This window comes from Curtobacterium sp. LFS084 (assembly GCF_047977705.1).
Taxonomy (GTDB): domain Bacteria; phylum Actinomycetota; class Actinomycetes; order Actinomycetales; family Microbacteriaceae; genus Curtobacterium.
The window spans coordinates 38069-55067 of record NZ_JBFPFM010000022.1; the positions used below are offsets into that span (position 1 = coordinate 38069).

A 16999-nucleotide genomic window follows, 5' to 3' on the forward strand; every position below is an offset into this window, starting at 1 on the left:
CCCACCGCACACCCGACCCACACCACCGAAGGGCTCACCACCATGATCGAATCGACCGCCACCCTCGACCGCGCCGGGATCCTCGAGCGTCTCGCGACCATCGTCCGTCCCGACCAGCTCGACACCGACGAGCAGCACCTGCTGGACGCCAGCGTCGACCGGTTCAAGAAGTACCAGTCCGTGCACGGCATCCACGACGCTCCGACGCCCGTCGCGATCGTCAACGCCGAGTCCACCGAGGACGTCGCCGCGATCCTCGCCTTCGCCGACGAGCACGTCGTGAACATCGTCCCCCGCACCGGCCGCACCGGCACCGAGGGCGGCCTCGAGACGAGCGTCGTCGACACGGTCGTCCTCGACTGCTCCCGCATGGACGCCGTCCTGCACGTCGACCCGGAGAACATGCAGGTCACGGTGCAGGCGGGCGTGCCGCTCCAGCGCCTCGAGGACGAGCTCCGCCTGCAGGGCCTCACCACGGGGCACTCGCCGCAGTCCAAGCCCCTCGCCCAGTACGGCGGCCTCGTCGCCACCCGGTCGATCGGGCAGTTCTCCACGCTCTACGGCGCGATCGAGGACATGGTCACCGGACTCGAGGCCGTGTTCCCCGGCGGTCGCGTCCGTCGGATCAAGTCGGTCCCGCGCCGCTCGGCCGGCCCGGACATCCGCCACGTCGTCATCGGCAACGAGGGTGCGCTCTGCGTGATCACCGAGGTCACGATCAAGGTCTTCAAGTACATGCCGGAGAACAACGAGTTCCACGGCGCGCTCGTCGACGACATGCGCACCGGGGTCGCGATCATCCGCGAGGTCGTCGTGAACGGCTTCCGTCCGTCCGTCGTGCGCCTGTACTCGCCGGAGGACGCGAACCAGCACTTCTCGCACTTCTCGAAGGGCAAGTGCGTGGTGGTGTTCGTCGCCGAGGGACCGAAGGGCATCGTCCGCGCCACGAGCGAGGAGATCCAGCGCGTCCTCGACCAGCACGAGCACGAGCCGGTCGACCCGTCGCTCATCGAGTCCTGGTTCGAGCACCTCAACTGGGGGCAGGACAAGATCGACGCCGAGAAGCAGGCCATGCTCACCGACCGGCACCTCGGGTACACGACCGAGGTCTCCGCGGACTGGTCGGCCGTCGCCGACCTGTACGACGCGGTCATGCGCCGCATCCGCGAGGAGTACCCGTACGCCGACGACCTGACGATGCTCGGCGGCCACTCGTCGCACAGCTACCAGACCGGCACGAACATGTACTTCGTCTACGACTACCGCATCGACTGCGCGCCCGAGGAGGAGATCGAGAAGTACCACATCCCCCTCAACGCGATCATCGTGGAGGAGGCCCTCCGCCACGGCGGGTCGATGGTCCACCACCACGGCGTCGGCAAGTACCGCACCCCGTGGGTCGAGGAGGAGCACGGCTCGGCGTTCGCGATCATGCAGGGGCTCAAGGCGCAGTTCGACCCGAAGGGCATCATGAACAAGGGCACGATCTTCCCGGCACCCGGTGCGATCCAGGCGGCCGCCGCCGACCCGGACACGTCGTTCCGGCGCGCGAGCGCATGACCCGGTACGTCGTCGGCATCGACAACGGCTCGCAGTCGTCGAAGGTCACGGTCTTCGACGAGCGGGGCGGGGTCGTGTCCGAGGGGCGCGTGCCACTGCGGCCGAACCGGTCGCCGGCCCCCGGCGTGGTCGAGCATCCGGACGACGACCTGTGGGACTCGATCGCCGCGGCGTGCCGGATCGCGATGGCGGCGTTCCCCGGCGACCCGTCCGAGATCGTCGGGGTCGGTCTCTGCACGATCCGGTTCTGCCGGGCGGTGCTCCGCGCCGACGGGTCGCTCGCCCAGCCCGTGATGAGCTGGATGGACGCCCGCGTCGGCCGGCCGTTCGTCGCCGAGCAGGACGACGTCGGCTGGGTCACCACCTCGTCGGGCTACGTCACCCACCGGCTCACCGGGACGTTCCGGGACACCGCCGCGAACTACCAGGGCATGTGGCCGATCGACACCGACACGTGGCGCTGGAGCGAGGACGAGGCCGCGTATGCCGCAACGGGCATGCGTCGTGCGCAGCTGTTCGAGCTCGTCGACCCCGGTGCGGTCCTCGGCGCCGTGACAGACGATGCCGCGGTGGCGACGGGCCTGCCGGTCGGCCTGCCGGTGGTCGCGACGGCGAACGACAAGGCCGTCGAGGCGCTCGGCTGCGGGCTCCTCGACCCGACGACGCTGCTGGTGTCGCTCGGCACCTACATCGCCGGCATGTCGGTCGGGACCCGGAACGTGCTGGACGCGACGGACTTCTGGACCAACTTCGGGGCCGAGCCCGGGCGGTACCTCTACGAGTCCGGCGGGATCCGTCGCGGCATGTGGACCGTGAGCTGGTTCCGCGACCTGCTCGGAGCGGACTTCGCCGAGGCGGCCGAACGGACGGGTGAACGCGCCGAGGACCGGCTGAACCGCGAGGCCTCGGCGGTCCCGGCAGGATCGGACGGCCTGCTCACCGTGCTCGACTGGCTCGCGCCGGCCGATGCGACGTTCCGGAAGGGCTCGATCCTCGGCTTCGACGGACGCCAGGGCCGCGCCCACGTCTACCGGTCGATCCTCGAGGGCATCGCGATGACGATGCGCGACCGCGGCGACGCGATGGCCGCCGAGCTCGGGACCCCGTACGAACGGGTCGTCGTCTCGGGTGGGGGATCGTCCTCCGACCTGATGATGCAGATCGTGTCGGACGTGTTCCAGGTGCCGACGATCCGGGTGGTGGGGGACAGCGCTGCGGGGCGCGGTGCGGCGATCTGCGCGGCGGTCGCGACCGGGGTGCACCCGTCGTTCGCGGCGGCCGCGCGGGCGATGGTCGTCGAACGGGACCGCTTCGGTCCCGACCCGTCGACCGCGGCCGTGTACGACGCGCTGCGCGCCGTGCACGCGGACGTGACCGCGCACACCGACGAGGTCTACCGGCGGACGGCGGCCATCGTCGGCTGACGCCCGACGAGCGGCCCGGTGCGGGACGGGAGGCGCGGTGCGGGCCCGCACCGCGCCTCCCGTCTCCTCGCCCCGCGACTACAGCCAGTTGCGCTTGCGGAAGATCGCCCAGAGCACGCCCATCAGGGCGAGCATGCCGAGGATCGCGACCGGGTACCCGTAGCGCCAGTGCAACTCGGGCATGTGGTCGAAGTTCATCCCGTAGACCCCCGCGATGAGTCCAGGGGCGAAGAGGATCGCGGCCCACGAGGAGATCTTCTTGACCTCCTCGCCCTGGCGGTGGGCGGCCCGCGCGAGCTGTCGGCTCTCCTCGCCCTGCGCCAGGCTGGCGCTCGTCATCCGGCGCATGGCCTCGTTCTGCTCCTGGGACACCAGGGTCGAGTGCAGCGTCAGGGCGTTCTCGAGCAGCGCCCGGAACGAGTCCACCCGCTCGGTCACCCGGAACGCGTGGTCGAGCACGTTGCGCAGCCGGTGCTGGACCTCGTCGTCGACGCCGTACTTGTCCGCCCCGCGGAGCAGGCCCTTCACCATCGCCGGTACCGGCTTCGTGGCGCGCTGGAACGCCAGGACCTCGCTGAGGAGCTGGTAGATCCGCTTCGAGACGCCGGGGTCGACCTGGCCGGCGAAGAGTTGGTCCTCGATGGCGTCGATGTGGTCCTGCAGGATCTCGACCACGGGGGCGTACCCGTCGACGACCTCGTCGAGCACGGCGGCGGTGACGGCCTCGGAGCCCCGCGCGAGGAACTCCGGGTCGGCCTCAACACGGGCGCGGAGCGCCGCCAGGTCGGGCCGCTCGGCGTGCCGGACGCTCACGACGAACCGGTCGCCGACGAACAGGTGCACCTCGCCGAACTCGACGGTCTCGGCCCGGGTGTCGAACCACGCCGGGCGCAGCACGAGGAAGAGCGTGTCGCCGTAGCGCTCGAGCTTGGCGCGCTGGTGGCCCTTGCGGGCGTCCTCCACCGCGTTCTCGTGCAGGTCGAACTCGACCGCGACGGCCTCGAGCTCGGCATCGTCGGGTCGGAAGAGCCCGATCCACGCGAGGTCACCCCGCGTGGCGAGCGACAGGGTCGACGGGGACTCGACGCGTCGTCCCGCGACGTACACCGCGTTGTCGATCAGTGCCATGTGCGTGCTCCTCTCGGGAGCAGGCAGGCGCGATTCCCCGGGGCACCGGGGAGCAGGCGTGGTTCAGCGAGCGGGCGCGCAGATCGTCCGGGACCGGAGCCGGGGCACGATCTGCTGGCCCGATCGAGGATGGTCACCCGACATCGCGCCTCACCTGCCCTTCTCCTGGTCCGTCGGCCGCGGACGGCGACCTCGCGGCCACACCCGTGGCCGACGTCCGACCCTACTCCGCTGGCCCGGTCGAGCCAAGTGAACGAACGCTCACATGCCCCAGACGTCGCGGTCGGACGACGCCACCGCGACCGCTCCGGCACCGAGCGCGGCCACCACGTCGGCCTTGTCGCACACCAGGCCGCCGGCGATGATCGGCACGTCCGTGTCCTGGCGCAGCCAGGTGATCACGCGCGGCATGCACCCGGGGAGGATCTCGATCGCGTCCGGCCCGGCCTGCTCGACCACGCGGGGGAGCTGGTGGTACGAGAACGAGTCGACGAGGAAGAACCGCTGCACGGCCACGAGTCCGGCACGCTTGGCGGCGCGGACCAGGTTCGACTTCGTCGAGAGCACGCCGTCCGCACGGGTGTGCTCGGCGATCCAGGTGACCACGACCTCGCGCGCCGCGAACCCGTCGAGCAGGTCGACGTCCACGAACACGGTCTTGCCGGCGTCCTTCGCCCGGGCCACGATGTCCGCGACGTCGAGCACGCTGCCGTAGAGCACGAAGACGACGCCCCGGTCGGACGCGAGGACCTCCTGCAGGGCGGACGCGTCCTTGATGCTCGCGATCACGGGGTCGTCACGGAGTGCCTCGAGCACCGGTCGCGCGACATCGCGTTCCGTCGTCGTCATACCGACCATTGTCGATGACGCGGGGTGGTGGCCGCTGCCCGCTCGGCGGATCCGTCAGCGGGTGATGTGCAGGCCCTGGGTGGCGAGCTCGGTGAGCTGCCAGCCGAGCCACGGGCTCCACGCGAAGGGCGCACCGGCCACCGACTCGCGGAGCGCCGCCTCGGAGACCCAGGCGTACTCGGCGACCTCGTCGTCGGCCGGGGCCGGGACGTCGTCCGTGACCGCACGGAACACCGGGCAGACCTCGTTCTCGACGATGCCCGACGCGTCCACCGCGCGGTACCGGAAGTCGGGCAGCACGAGCTCGACGTCGCGGACGGTGATCCCGAGTTCACGCGATGCCCGCCGGGCGATGGCGTCCTCGAACGACTCGTCCGGCCCCGGGTGGCCGCAGAACGTGTTCGTCCACACGCCGGGCCAGGTCTTCTTCGTCAGCGCACGACGGGTCACGAGGACGTCGCCGTCGGTGTTCCGGACGTGGCAGGAGAAGGCCAGGTGGAGGGGCGTGTGGTCGGTGTGGACCGTGAACTTGTCGGCCGTGCCGATCGGGACACGGTCATCGGCCAGCAGGACCACGGATTCAGGAAAAGTCGTCATCAGCTTGGATAGGTTAGGCCAATGAGCGAGGAAGCGGCCACCGTGGCGCACATCGACCTCGCGCTCGTCGACGACTGCCTCGAGCGCTTCTTCGCCGTGTCGTCGGCCCGCGCCGAGCGGTACGGACGCCCGTCGGAAGAACTCTGGCGGGTGCTCCGCAAGGCGAGCATGGGCGGCAAGCGCTTCCGACCGCGCATGGTGCTCACCGCGTACACCGGCCTCGGGGGTGACGACCTGCACGCGGCTGCGCACGTCGGGGCAGCCTACGAGCTGCTGCACACCGCGCTCGTCGTGCACGACGACGTCATCGACCGCGACTGGTCGCGCCGCGGGCAGCCGAACGTCGCCGGGTCCTTCCGCGACACCGGCACGACGGGTGGTCTGCCGCTGCCCACCGCCGAGCACCGCGGCATGAGCGCCGCCGTGATCGCCGGCGACCTCGCGCTCGCCGGTGCGCCCCGGTTCATCGAGTCCGCCGGCGTCACGGGCGACCGACGCGCCCGGCTGCTCGAACTCCTCGACGAAGCCGTGTTCGCCAGCGCCGCCGGTGAGATGACCGACGTCGACCTCGCGCTCGGCGTGATGCCGACGGTGGACGAGGTCCTCCGGATGGAGCGTGCGAAGACGAGCGTCTACTCGTTCGAGGCACCCCTGCAGTCCGGCGCGGTCCTCGCGGGGGCCCCGGAACCCGTCGTGCAGGCTCTCGGTGCGTTCGGCCGCGAGATCGGCATCGCCTACCAGATCGTCGACGACCTCCTCGGGGTGTTCGGCGACGAGGGCACGACCGGCAAGACCGTCCTCGGCGACCTCCGCGAAGGCAAGCGCACCATGCTCATCGCGTACGCCGCGACGACCGACTGCTGGCCGGACATCGCGCCGTACCTCGGCGATCCGCACCTCAGCGAGGAACGCGCGGCCGAACTCCGTGCGACCCTTGTCACCTGCGGTGCCCGGGCCGCCGCCGAATCGCGGATCGCCGAGCACACCGCACTCGCCCGTGCCGAGCTCGCCGGACTGCCGTACGAACTCGCCGACCGCCTGGAGGCCCTCGTGACCGAACTCGTGGAGCGCGCCCGGTGACCCACAGCCGAACGGAGCCGCGTCCCACGACCCGGCTCCCGCTGTACGACGCCACGGCCGAGGCCGCCTCCGGGGTCGTGATCGACCGGTACTCGACGTCCTTCGGACTCGCCAGCCGGCTGCTCACGAAGGACACCCGCGAGCACATCCGCAACGTCTACGCCCTCGTCCGGGTCGCCGACGAGGTCGTCGACGGCCCCGCGACCGAGGCCGGGCTCGACCACGAGCTCGCCTGGACCGTCCTCGACGAGCTCGAGGCCGACACCGAGCGGGCGATCGCGATGGGCTTCTCCGTCAACCCGGTGGTGCACGCCTTCGCGCGGACCGCCCGGGTCACGGGGTTCGGTCCGGAGCTGACGCGTCCGTTCTTCGCCTCGATGCGGATGGACCTCGAGCGCACCGAGCACGACCAGGAGTCCTTCGACCGCTACGTCTACGGATCGGCCGAGGTCGTCGGGCTGATGTGCCTCCGTGCGTTCGTGCACCGTGCCGGCACGCCGACCTTCGACGACTCGGTGCTCGTGGACGGCGCGCGGGCCCTCGGCGCGGCGTTCCAGAAGGTGAACTTCCTGCGCGACCTGCACGCCGACTTCGAGGTGCTCGGTCGCTCCTACTTCCCCGGGGTCGACATCCGGAGCTTCGACGAGGCCACCAAGTGGCGACTGGTCGACGACGTCCAGGCCGACCTCGACCGGGCCGCCCGCACCGTCCGGCTGCTGCCGGCCGACGCGCGGAACGCCGTCGGACTCGCCCACGCGCTGTTCCAGGAACTCAACGACCGCATCGCCGCGACGCCGGCCGACCGCCTGGTCACCACCCGCGTCCGCGTGCCGAACCCGGTGAAGGCACGCCTCGCCGCGCAGGTGCTCGCCGGACGTGCGCCGCTGCGGTCGCGCGCGACCCACCACCGGACGGGAGGCACGGCGTGACCCCGCCCCTCGCCTCCGGGCCGGCACAGGCCGGCTCCACGACCACGCGCAAGGTCCCCGCGCGTCGCGCCGTCGTCATCGGCGGCGGCATCAGCGGGCTCGCGTCCGCGGCGCTCCTCGCGCGGGACGGCTTCTCGGTGACCGTGCTCGAGCAGCGCGGGCAGCTCGGCGGCCGAGCCGGATCGTGGGAGCGGGACGGCTTCCGGTTCGACACCGGGCCGTCGTGGTACCTCATGCCCGAGGTGTTCGACCACTTCTTCCAGCTGCTCGGCACCTCGGCCGACGCCGAACTCGACCTGGTGAAGCTCGACCCCGGGTACCGCGTGTACAGCGAGGGCAACGACGAGCCGATCGACCTGCGCGCCGACGCCGAGGCGAACATCGCGCTGTTCGAGTCCGTCGAGCCCGGTGCGGGCAAGCGGATGCGGAAGTACCTCGCCTCAGCCGAGGACACCTACGCGATGGCCGTCCGCCGCTTCCTGTACACGACGTTCCAGGACCTCACGAAGCTCGCCGCGCCCGACGTCCTCCGGCGCCTGCCGAAGCTCGCACGCCTGCTGCTGCAGCCACTGTCGGCGTTCGCGAGCACGGCGGTCAAGGACCGTCGCCTCTGGCAGATCCTCGGGTACCCGGCAGTGTTCCTCGGCACCAGCCCGTACGCCGCGCCGAGCATGTACCACCTGATGAGCCACCTCGACCTCGCCGACGGGGTGCTCTACCCGAAGGGCGGGATCACCGAGGTCATCGCTGCCGTCGAGCGGGTCGCCCGCGCCGAGGGCGCGAAGATCATCGCCGGTGCGAAGGTGGAGCGGATCGTCGTCGAGGACGGCGTCGCCACCGGTGTCGTGCACCGCGACCGGGACGGCGTGCAGCACACCGCCCCCGCCGACCTCGTGGTGAGTGCCGCCGACCTGCAGCACACCGAGATGCAGCTGCTCGACCGCGAGCACCGCACCCACGGCGCCGAGCACTGGAAGACGCGCGACCCGGGGCCGAGTGCGGTCCTGGTGTACCTCGGCATCGACGGCCCGACCCCGGGGCTCCTGCACCACACCCTGGTCTTCACGGAGGACTGGAAGGCGAACTTCGGCGCCATCTTCGGCAAGGACCGGCACGTGCCGGACCCGGCGTCGATCTACGTCTGCGCACCGTCCGAGACCGACCCGTCCGTCGCACCGCGGGGTTCGAGCAACCTCTTCATCCTGGTGCCGCTGCCCGCCGACCTGTCCATCGGCAAGGGCGGGATCGACGGCGCCGGCGACTTCCAGGTCGAGCAGATCGCGGACCGCGCCATCGACGTCGTCGCGGAGCGTGCCGGGGTGCCGGACCTGCGGGACCGCATCCGGGTCCGGCGCACCATCGGACCGCGCGACTTCGCGGACGACCTCAACGCCTGGAACGGCTCGATGCTCGGCCCGGCGCACACCCTGAGGCAGAGCGCCTTCTTCCGCGAGAAGAACGCGTCCACCAAGGTCGACGGGCTCTACTACGCCGGCGCCTCGACGATCCCGGGCATCGGGCTCCCGATGTGCCTCATCAGCGCCGAGGTGCTCCTCAAGCGCATCCACGGCGACACCACCACCGAACCGCTCCCGGCACCGCTGCCGCGGCCCGGCACCCCCGGCTGATGCCCGGGCTGTACCTCGCCGGGCTGCTCGTGTCGCTCGTGGGCATGACGGTCCTCGACGCCCGCCTGCACCTGTTCTTCTGGCGGGCGCCGTGGCGTGCGGCCGCCGTGATGGTGGTGGGCGTCGCGTTCTTCATGCTGTGGGACGTCCTCGGGGTCGCGCTCGGCATCTTCTTCATCGGGCCGCAGAACCTGCTGACCGGGGTGCTCCTCGCCCCCGAGGTCCCGCTCGAGGAGCTCTTCTTCCTGCTGCTGCTCTGCTACACGACGATGAACCTGGTCGGCTTCGTGCAGCCGCTGGTCGCCCGGGGCCTCCGGCGGTCCGAGCGAGGCGGCTCGTGACCGGGTCTGCTGCGTACGCGCTGCTCGCGCTCCCGTTCTTCGCGGTGGTGGCGGTGGTCGCCGTCGTCGCCGGGATCGTCGCCGCACGACGGGCCCGTGCCGCCGGCCGACGGTCTGCGACCGGACGGCGGATCGCCCTCGTCACGGGGCTGGCCGCCGGCGTCGCCCTGCTCGTGATGACGATCGTCTTCGACAACGTCATCGTCACGCTGCGCATCGTCGCGTACGACCCGGCGCTCATCAGCGGCGTCAAGCTCGGCGCGATCCCGATCGAGGACCTCGCGTACTCGATCGCGGCGATCGTGCTGCTGCCGAGCCTGTGGGTCCTGTTCGCCCGCCCCACCCGGCCATCCCAGGAAGAAGAACCGACCCGATGAACGCCAGCACCGCCTCCCGGCCCTCGACCGTGCGCGCGCTGTTCGTGTCGTCGCGCCCGATCAGCTGGGTGAACACCGCGTACCCGTTCGGCGCCGCCTACCTGCTCGGCAGCGGGGTCGGCGTCGAGGGCGGCGGCGGGTTCTCGCTCGTCGCGTTCCTCGTCGGGGTCGTGTACTTCCTCGTGCCCTACAACCTCGCGATGTACGGCATCAACGACGTCTTCGACTACGAGTCCGACCTGCGCAACCCGCGCAAGGGCGGGGTCGAGGGCGCCCTGCTCGACAAGAGCGTGCACCGCACCACGCTCTGGGCGGTCGTCGTCACGAACGTGCCCTTCCTCGTCGCGCTCGTCGTGCTCGGCGCCGTGTCCGGCAACGGGCCGTGGTCGTGGCTCGTCCTCGCGATCAGCGTGTTCGCGGTCATCGCCTACTCCGCCCCGGGGCTGCGCTTCAAGGAGAAGCCGTTCCTCGACTCGCTGACCTCGTCGACCCACTTCGTGTCGCCGGCGATCTACGGCCTGGCGCTCGCCGGCCCGCACTGGACGGGGCAGCTCGTCGCCGTGTGCGTGGCGTTCTTCCTGTGGGGTGTCGCGTCGCACGCGTTCGGTGCGGTGCAGGACGTGCTCGCCGACCGCGCGGGCGGGATCGGCTCGGTCGCGACCGTCATCGGCGCCCGGGCCACCGTGCGCCTGGCGTTCGTTGCGTACCTCGTCGCCGGCGTCGCCCTGCTGTTCTCGGCGTTCCCGGGCCCGATCGCCGCGGTCGTCGTCATCCCGTACGCGCTGAACGTGCTGCCGTGGTGGAACGTCACCGACGACGGGGCCGAGTCCGCGAACGCCGGGTGGAAGCGCTTCCTCTGGATCAACTACCTGGCCGGCTTCATCGTCACGATGGCGCTCATCGCCTACGCGTTCACGCACTGACGTCGCACCCTGACAGACTGGACGCACGCGCCGCGGGAGTCGTGGCGCCCCAGCCACGAAGGAGTGCACGCATGACGGTCCGGATCATCCACGTCGGTCTCGGAGGGTGGGGCGGCAACTGGGCCCGCACCGCCATCCCAGAGGTCACCGAAGTGGAGGTGGTCGGGATCGTCGACCCGGTCCCGGCGACGCTCGACGCCGTCCGGACGGACCTCGGGCTGCCGGCATCGGCGGCGTTCGCGTCCCTCACCGAGGCTCTCGCCGGGGTCGAGGCCGACGCCGTCGTCATCACGGCCCCCGCCGTCACGCACGTGCCGCTCGCGCTCGAGGCGCTCGAGGCCGGCAAGCACGTCCTCGTCGAGAAGCCGTTCGCGAACTCCACCGACGAGGCCGTCACCGCGGTCCGTCGCGCCGAGGAACTCGGGCTGGTGCTGCAGGTCAGCCAGAACTACCGCTGGTACCCGGCACCCCGGGTGGTCACGGACCTGCTCGCCGCGGGGACGGTCGGGGAGCTCTCGGCCATCTCGATCGACTTCCGGCAGTGGGACAACGACCTCGCCTTCGAGGAGCACCCGCACTACCGGTTCCCGCACGCGATGATCAACGACATGGCGATCCACCACTTCGACCTCCTCCGGATGATCACCGGTCAGGAGGCCGTCCGGGTGTTCGCGAAGTCGTCGTACCCGTCGTACAGCAAGTACCAGGACGAGGCCGTCTCGTCGATGATCATCGAGCTCGACGACGGGCTCGTGGTGAGCTACCGCGGCAGCTGGCTCTCGCGCGCACCCCGCACGGCGTGGGCGGGCGAGTGGAGCATCCAGGGCGAGGACGGCGAGGTGTGGTTCACCAGCCGTTCCGGGGAGCCGAACGCGGTGGCCGGCGACCGGGTGACCGTCCGCCGGACGCAGGACGACGACGCCGAGACGGTCGAACTGCCGACGATGCCGCACACCGACCGGCAGGGCGGCCTGCAGGCGTTCGCGCGGTCCGTCGAGGGCGGGCCGGCCCCGGCGACGAGCGGGCGGGACAACCTGCGGAGCCTGGCGCTCATGGAGGCGGCCGGTCGTTCCGCGGCCTCCGGCCTGCCCGAGGACGTCGTCGTCCCGTCCTGACACCCGGCGGACGGGAGGCGCGGTGCGGCCCCGCCCCGCGCCTCCCGTCCCGTGCGCACGCACGCACGCGCGCACTCACGGGCGCGTTCTCACGCGCACAGCGACAGTTCACGCGGTCGTGCGCGCGTGAACTGTCGCCCAGCGCGAAAGCCCGCTCGCGTCGGCGGCAGCATCGTCCGACGCGCGCGAGGGGACGACCGGACTGGGCGAGACCCCGGCTCGTGCGTGTACGAAATGGGGAATGGCCAAGGACAGTCTCCCCGAGCTCGAACTCGCGAACGTCCGCACACGTGAGGGCATCACGGACACCGTGACCGAGATCCGTCGTCGTGCGGACATCCCGGCGCGCACCCGCCTGGCGATCGCGAAGACCAAGCAACGCTGGCACCGCGACCCCACTCCGCTCGTCGCGATGGGCGTGACCGCCGCCGCCGGTGTCGCGGCGATCATCGTCGGCATCGCGATCCGGAACGACCCCGCCGGGCACCTCGCCCGGCCGCCCGCGTCGTCGGCCTTCACCGCGCTGCTGCCGTTCGGTGCCCGCGGCGGCGACGGCCCCGGTGCGGTCGAGCAGAGCCAGCCAGGACGCAAGGGGCGCAAGGCCCGTGCGAAGGCTGCCGAGGAGTCGCTTGAACGCGACCCGCTGCACCGGGCACGTGTGAAGCAGCGCGCCGGCATCGCCGCGGTGCAGCGGCGTGCGGCGAAGAACCGCAAGCAGGCGGCGAAGCGCTCGAAGCAGGCGCTGAAGGCGAGGGGGTAGTCCCGTGGCACGCGAGCAGCAGAAGCCCGACGCCGACGACCCCCGCAAGCCCGACAGCCCGGCGGACCTCACGAAGCCGACGCTCGTCTACACGCTGAAGAAGACGCTCCGCGAGTTCTCCGGCGACCAGTGCACCGACCTCGCCGCGAGCCTGACGTACTACACGGTCCTCGCGCTCTTCCCCGGGCTGCTGGCCGTGGTGTCGATCCTCGGGCTCGTCTCCGACCCGAAGGAGACCGTCGAGACCCTGCTCGACATCGTCACGGGCATCGGCGGCGGGCAGGTCGCCGAGCTCCTCCGCGACCCCATCGAGGGACTCGTCCGGTCGCCCGCGGCACCGATCACGTTCGTCGTCGGTGTCATCGGTGCGCTCTGGTCGGCCTCCGGGTACGTCGGTGCCTTCGGCCGGGCGATGAACCGGATCTACAACGTCCGCGAGGGTCGCCCGATCTGGAAGCTCCGCCCGACCATGCTCGGCGTCACACTCTTCACCGTGGTGCTGCTCGTCGTCGGCCTGCTCGCGCTCGTGTCCGGCCCCCTCGCGCGGAGCTTCGGCGACGTGATCGGTCTCGGCGAGGCCGCCGCCACGGTCCTCAGCATCGTGCAGTGGCCGATCCTGCTCGTCATCGCGATCGTCGTCGTCGCCGTGCTCTACTACTGGGCGCCGAACGTCAAGCAGCCGAAGTTCCGGTGGGTGAGCGGCGGGTCGATCCTCGCCATCCTCATCCTCGTCGTGGCCAGCGTCGGGTTCGGGTTCTACGTCGCCAACTTCTCGAACTACAACGCCACCTACGGCTCGCTCGGCGGGGTGATCGTCTTCCTGCTGTGGGTGTGGATCACGAACAACGCGCTGCTGTTCGGGGCGGAGTTCGACGCCGAGCTCGAGCGTGGTCGGCAGCTGCAGGCCGGCATCCGCGCGGAGGAGGACATCCAGCTCCCCGAGCGCGACACCCGGCAGATCGAGAAGCAGGACGAGAAGCGGGCGCAGGACGTCCTCGACGGCATCAAGATCCGTGAGGGCGCCGACCGCAGCTGATCGACCCGGTGCGTCGCCGCGGCGGCGTCGCGCCGTCGCGGCGTCGCGGTGATGCGCTCGACGGGCCTGGAGGCGCGGTTCGGCCTGGGCAGACGGCTTCCGTAGGGTGGGACGCATGACCGACACCGCCCCTCCCGTCCGTCCGACCGCCCTCGTCACGGGCGCGACCCGTGGGATCGGCCGGGCGATCGCGCTCGACCTCGGCCGGACGTACCACGTGCTCGTCGGCGGCCGCACCGCCGCGGGGGTCGACGCGCTCGTCGCCGAGCTGCCGAGCGCGGCGCCCTTCGTGGGCGACCTCGGCGCGGGTGCGGTCCCGCCGCTGCCGGAGCGCCTCGACGTCCTCGTGCACTCCGCCGGGATCGAGCAGGGCACGACGATCGCCGACACCGAACGCGCCGTCTGGGAGCAGGTCTTCGCCACGAACCTGTTCGCCGTCGCCGAGCTGACCCGGCTCGCGCTCCCGGCACTCCGGGCCGCGCGCGGCATCGTCGTGCCGATCAACAGCGGGTCCGGGTTCACCGCGGGCCCCGGCGGCGGCGTGTACGCGGCGTCGAAGTTCGCGCTGCGGGCCTTCTCCGACGCCCTGCGCGAGGAGGAGCGGGGCAACGGCGTGCGGGTCTCGAGCGTGCACCCGGGCCGGACGGACTCCGACATGCAGCGTGCCCTCACCCAGAAGCTCGGCGAGGACTACGACACCGCGTACTACCTCGCGCCGTCGGACGTGGCCGACGCCGTCCGGACCGTCGTCGACCTGCCGGAGCGCGGCACGATCGAGTCCCTGGCGATCCGGCCGACGCGGCGGCGCTGACGGGACGGCCCACGGGTCGCCGCTGATGAGACCGCGCACGGGTCGCCGCTGATGAGACCGCGCACGGGTCGCCGCTGACGGGACGGCTCACGCCAGCTCGATGCGGGTCGTGAGGTCGAGTCGGTCCAGGAAGTCCTCGTCGTGGCTCACCACCACGAGCGCCCCGCGGTACGCCCGGAGCGCGTCCACGAGCTGGTCGACACTCGTCAGGTCGAGGTCGTTCGTCGGCTCGTCGAGCACCAGCAGCTGCGGCGGCGGATCCGCGAGCACGAGGCTCGCGAGCGCCACGCGGAACCGCTCGCCGCCGGACAGTGCCCCGGCCGGGCGGTCCACGGTGTCCCCGCGGACGAGGAACTTCGCGAGGCGGTTCCGCACCTCGGCCGGTGGCACGTGCGGGGCGTCACGCCGGACGTTGTCGAGGACCGACACGGCGTCGTCGAGCGAGTCCCTCCGCTGCGGCAGGTAGCCGACGCGGTCGACGTGCGGGACGGCAGTCGTGTCGGGCAACGGGTGCGTCCGCGCACCGGGGACCCCGACGAGCTGCTCGAGGAGCGTGGTCTTGCCGACGCCGTTGTCCCCGGTGACGGCGACGCGTTCGGGACCCTGCACGATCGACTCCCGGCCCCGCACCCGGATCGTCGCGATCTGCCGGGACGCCGGCACGGCCGGGTCGGGGAGGGTCACGTGGATGGACTCGTCCGCCCGAAGCCGCCCCTCGGCCTCGCGCTTGGTGGCAAGTGCGGCGGCCTCGTCCTCGGCGTACCCGGTGCGGAGTCGGCCGGCGGTCTGTTCGCCGCGCTTGCGCATCTCGTTCGCGAACATCTTCGGCATCCCCTCGGCGGCCTTCACCCCGGACCGGGCCCGGCGGGCGATCTTCGTCTCGGCCTCGATGCGCTGCCGCTTCTCGGTGCGGTGCCGCTGCTCGGCGACCCGGACCTCGCGTTCGACGGCGGCCTGCTGCACGGCGAGGTGCTCCTCGAACGCGCTGAACGTCCCGCCGAACACCGTCATGCCGCCCGCGCGGAGCTTCGCCACCTCGTCGACGTGCTCGAGGAGCTCGCGGTCGTGACTGACGACGACGAGGGTGCCGTGCCAGTCGTCGACCATGCCCAGCAGCAGCGCACGGGCGCGGCGGTCGAGGTTGTTCGTCGGCTCGTCGAGGAACGCGATCGGCAGCCCTCGCAGTCGGATGCCGGCGACGGCGACGAGCACCGCCTGTCCACCGGAGAGCGTGTGCACCGGACGCTCCAGGACGTCCCGGTCCGAGCCGAGGGCGGCACCGACCCCGATGGCGTCGAGCGCCGCGGCGGCACGCTCCTCGAGGTCCCAGTCGTCCCCGACGACGTCGAAGTGCTCCGGGGCGGCGTCACCGCCGAGGATCGCGCGGAGTGCCGTCAGGGTGGGGCGGATGCGCAGGAGGTCGGCGACCGCGTCGTCGTTCTGCGGTTGCAGCCGTTGCGGCAGGTGGTCGACCGGCCCGGACGTCGTGACGGAGCCCGACGTGGGGTGGAGCCGACCCGTGACCAGCCGGACCAGCGTCGACTTGCCGGCACCGTTCCTCCCGACCAGGCCGGTCCGGCCACGGCCGAAGGCGGTGGTGAGGTGGCTCAGCGCGACGGTGCCGTCGGGCCAGGTAAAACTGAGGTCGTTCAGGACGACGGACGGACTGATGGGCATACGGGTGCCTCCCCGGTGGTCGATGCTGGGCGCACGACACCGGACCCGCCGCGGGAGGGCGGAGCGCCCGACGGGGCGCGACGATCACGGTGTCAGCGCGAGGGCTGAGCAGATCCGGTGATCGACAGCAATTCGTCCACTTCCGTCGGGGAGCCCTGCGTGACCGCCATCCGGACCGCCGGTCGGTCGTCCCGCACCGGTGGCCTCGCGATGACGACGAGGACCCGATCACGCTACGCCGGGCGCCGCGCGCCGCGCAAGACCCCCGGACCGTGACAGGCTGGAGGCATGCCGGAGAACCTGCTGCCGAACCCGACCGCGAACCCCGAGACGCTCCTCCCCGCCGAACCGGAGGTGACCGCCGCCCTCGCCGCCGACGCACCCGTCGCGAGCGTGGTGGTGTCGCACCCGGCGTCGAGCCTGGCGTGGGCGATGCTCGCCGACGAGGCGTGGGAGCGCGGGGCCACCCTCGAGTCCTACGCGTACGCCCGGGTGGGCTACCACCGGGGCCTCGACGCGCTGCGGAAGGCGGGGTGGCGGGGTGCCGGGCCGGTCCCGTGGTCGCACGAGCCGAACCGGGGCGTGCTGCGGGCGCTGTTCGCGCTGCGGCGGGCGGCCGAGGCGATCGAGGAGCCGGGCGAGCCCGAGCGGCTGACGGAGTTCCTCGATGCGTCCGACCCGGCGGCGATCCCGGCGCTGAGCGCGTAGCGCCGCGCCGCTGCCGCTGGCGCTGGCGCTGGCGCTCGCGCGCCGCGCCGCTGGCG

General features: G+C 71.9%; 17 protein-coding genes. 13 read left to right on the forward strand and 4 right to left on the reverse strand.

All coding sequences use genetic code 11. From position 1 onward, the window contains the following. Window positions 1–42: 42 nt before the first annotated feature. Both ACNQOV_RS12235 and ACNQOV_RS12240 read left to right on the forward strand, forming a co-directional pair. Complete coding sequence (locus ACNQOV_RS12235; RefSeq protein WP_416394739.1) at window positions 43–1560, forward strand: FAD-binding oxidoreductase; 1518 nt, start codon at window positions 43–45, stop codon at window positions 1558–1560. Beyond that, window positions 1557–2984 (forward strand): FGGY-family carbohydrate kinase, encoded by a 1428-nt coding sequence (locus ACNQOV_RS12240; RefSeq protein WP_416394741.1) that lies wholly within the window; start codon window positions 1557–1559, stop codon window positions 2982–2984. The genes ACNQOV_RS12235 and ACNQOV_RS12240 overlap by 4 nt, the downstream gene beginning before the upstream one ends. A 78-nt stretch (window positions 2985–3062) precedes the next feature. On the opposite strand, the gene ACNQOV_RS12245 is transcribed toward ACNQOV_RS12240, so the two are convergent. The 3 genes from ACNQOV_RS12245 to idi form a co-directional block, all read right to left on the reverse strand. After that, window positions 3063–4112: a magnesium and cobalt transport protein CorA gene (locus tag ACNQOV_RS12245; RefSeq protein ID WP_416394743.1), complete on the reverse strand. Its 1050-nt coding sequence runs from the start codon at window positions 4110–4112 to the stop codon at window positions 3063–3065. Window positions 4113–4373: 261 nt separating this feature from the next. Continuing rightward, entirely contained in the window at window positions 4374–4961 is a 588-nt protein-coding gene (locus tag ACNQOV_RS12250) for a glycerol-3-phosphate responsive antiterminator (protein WP_022907723.1), read from the reverse strand. A 54-nt stretch (window positions 4962–5015) separates the two neighbouring features. Further along, window positions 5016–5558 (reverse strand): isopentenyl-diphosphate Delta-isomerase, encoded by a 543-nt coding sequence (idi, locus tag ACNQOV_RS12255; protein ID WP_031262885.1) that lies wholly within the window; start codon window positions 5556–5558, stop codon window positions 5016–5018. Between the two features lie 21 nt (window positions 5559–5579). Here idi and ACNQOV_RS12260 point away from each other — a divergent pair, with 21 nt between their 5' ends. From ACNQOV_RS12260 to ACNQOV_RS12305, 10 genes are all read left to right on the forward strand, one after another. Further along, on the forward strand, window positions 5580–6638 hold the full coding sequence (locus ACNQOV_RS12260; RefSeq protein WP_022907725.1) for a polyprenyl synthetase family protein: 1059 nt from the start codon (window positions 5580–5582) through the stop codon (window positions 6636–6638). Then, on the forward strand, window positions 6635–7567 hold the full coding sequence (locus ACNQOV_RS12265) for a phytoene/squalene synthase family protein (protein WP_416394745.1): 933 nt from the start codon (window positions 6635–6637) through the stop codon (window positions 7565–7567). Before ACNQOV_RS12260 ends, ACNQOV_RS12265 begins: the two co-directional genes overlap by 4 nt. Next, window positions 7564–9195, forward strand: a complete 1632-nt coding sequence (gene crtI, locus ACNQOV_RS12270; protein WP_416394747.1) for a phytoene desaturase family protein — start codon at window positions 7564–7566, stop codon at window positions 9193–9195. Before ACNQOV_RS12265 ends, crtI begins: the two co-directional genes overlap by 4 nt. Then, the gene (locus tag ACNQOV_RS12275; protein WP_402265386.1) at window positions 9195–9536 is read left to right on the forward strand and encodes a lycopene cyclase domain-containing protein; all 342 of its coding nucleotides are present in this window, start codon (window positions 9195–9197) and stop codon (window positions 9534–9536) included. The genes crtI and ACNQOV_RS12275 overlap by 1 nt, the downstream gene beginning before the upstream one ends. Next, window positions 9533–9913 carry a lycopene cyclase domain-containing protein gene (locus tag ACNQOV_RS12280; RefSeq protein ID WP_416394749.1) on the forward strand — a complete coding sequence of 127 codons (381 nt, stop codon included), beginning with the start codon at window positions 9533–9535 and terminating at the stop codon, window positions 9911–9913. The genes ACNQOV_RS12275 and ACNQOV_RS12280 overlap by 4 nt, the downstream gene beginning before the upstream one ends. Beyond that, entirely contained in the window at window positions 9910–10836 is a 927-nt protein-coding gene (locus tag ACNQOV_RS12285; RefSeq protein WP_031262891.1) for a prenyltransferase, read from the forward strand. Before ACNQOV_RS12280 ends, ACNQOV_RS12285 begins: the two co-directional genes overlap by 4 nt. Window positions 10837–10907: 71 nt before the next feature. Then, the gene (locus ACNQOV_RS12290; protein WP_416394751.1) at window positions 10908–11951 is read left to right on the forward strand and encodes a Gfo/Idh/MocA family protein; all 1044 of its coding nucleotides are present in this window, start codon (window positions 10908–10910) and stop codon (window positions 11949–11951) included. Between the two features lie 241 nt (window positions 11952–12192). After that, window positions 12193–12711, forward strand: a complete 519-nt coding sequence (locus ACNQOV_RS12295; protein ID WP_416394753.1) for a hypothetical protein — start codon at window positions 12193–12195, stop codon at window positions 12709–12711. Window positions 12712–12715: 4 nt separating this feature from the next. Then, on the forward strand, window positions 12716–13747 hold the full coding sequence (locus ACNQOV_RS12300) for a YihY/virulence factor BrkB family protein (RefSeq protein ID WP_416394755.1): 1032 nt from the start codon (window positions 12716–12718) through the stop codon (window positions 13745–13747). Window positions 13748–13862: 115 nt separating this feature from the next. Next, window positions 13863–14558: an SDR family oxidoreductase gene (locus ACNQOV_RS12305; protein ID WP_416394757.1), complete on the forward strand. Its 696-nt coding sequence runs from the start codon at window positions 13863–13865 to the stop codon at window positions 14556–14558. Window positions 14559–14645: 87 nt separating this feature from the next. On the opposite strand, the gene ACNQOV_RS12310 is transcribed toward ACNQOV_RS12305, so the two are convergent. Continuing rightward, window positions 14646–16235, reverse strand: a complete 1590-nt coding sequence (locus tag ACNQOV_RS12310; RefSeq protein ID WP_416394759.1) for an ABC-F family ATP-binding cassette domain-containing protein — start codon at window positions 16233–16235, stop codon at window positions 14646–14648. Window positions 16236–16523: 288 nt separating this feature from the next. Here ACNQOV_RS12310 and ACNQOV_RS12315 point away from each other — a divergent pair, with 288 nt between their 5' ends. Then, window positions 16524–16943 carry a DUF3151 domain-containing protein gene (locus ACNQOV_RS12315; RefSeq protein WP_022906966.1) on the forward strand — a complete coding sequence of 140 codons (420 nt, stop codon included), beginning with the start codon at window positions 16524–16526 and terminating at the stop codon, window positions 16941–16943. The last annotated feature ends 56 nt before the right edge of the window (window positions 16944–16999 follow it).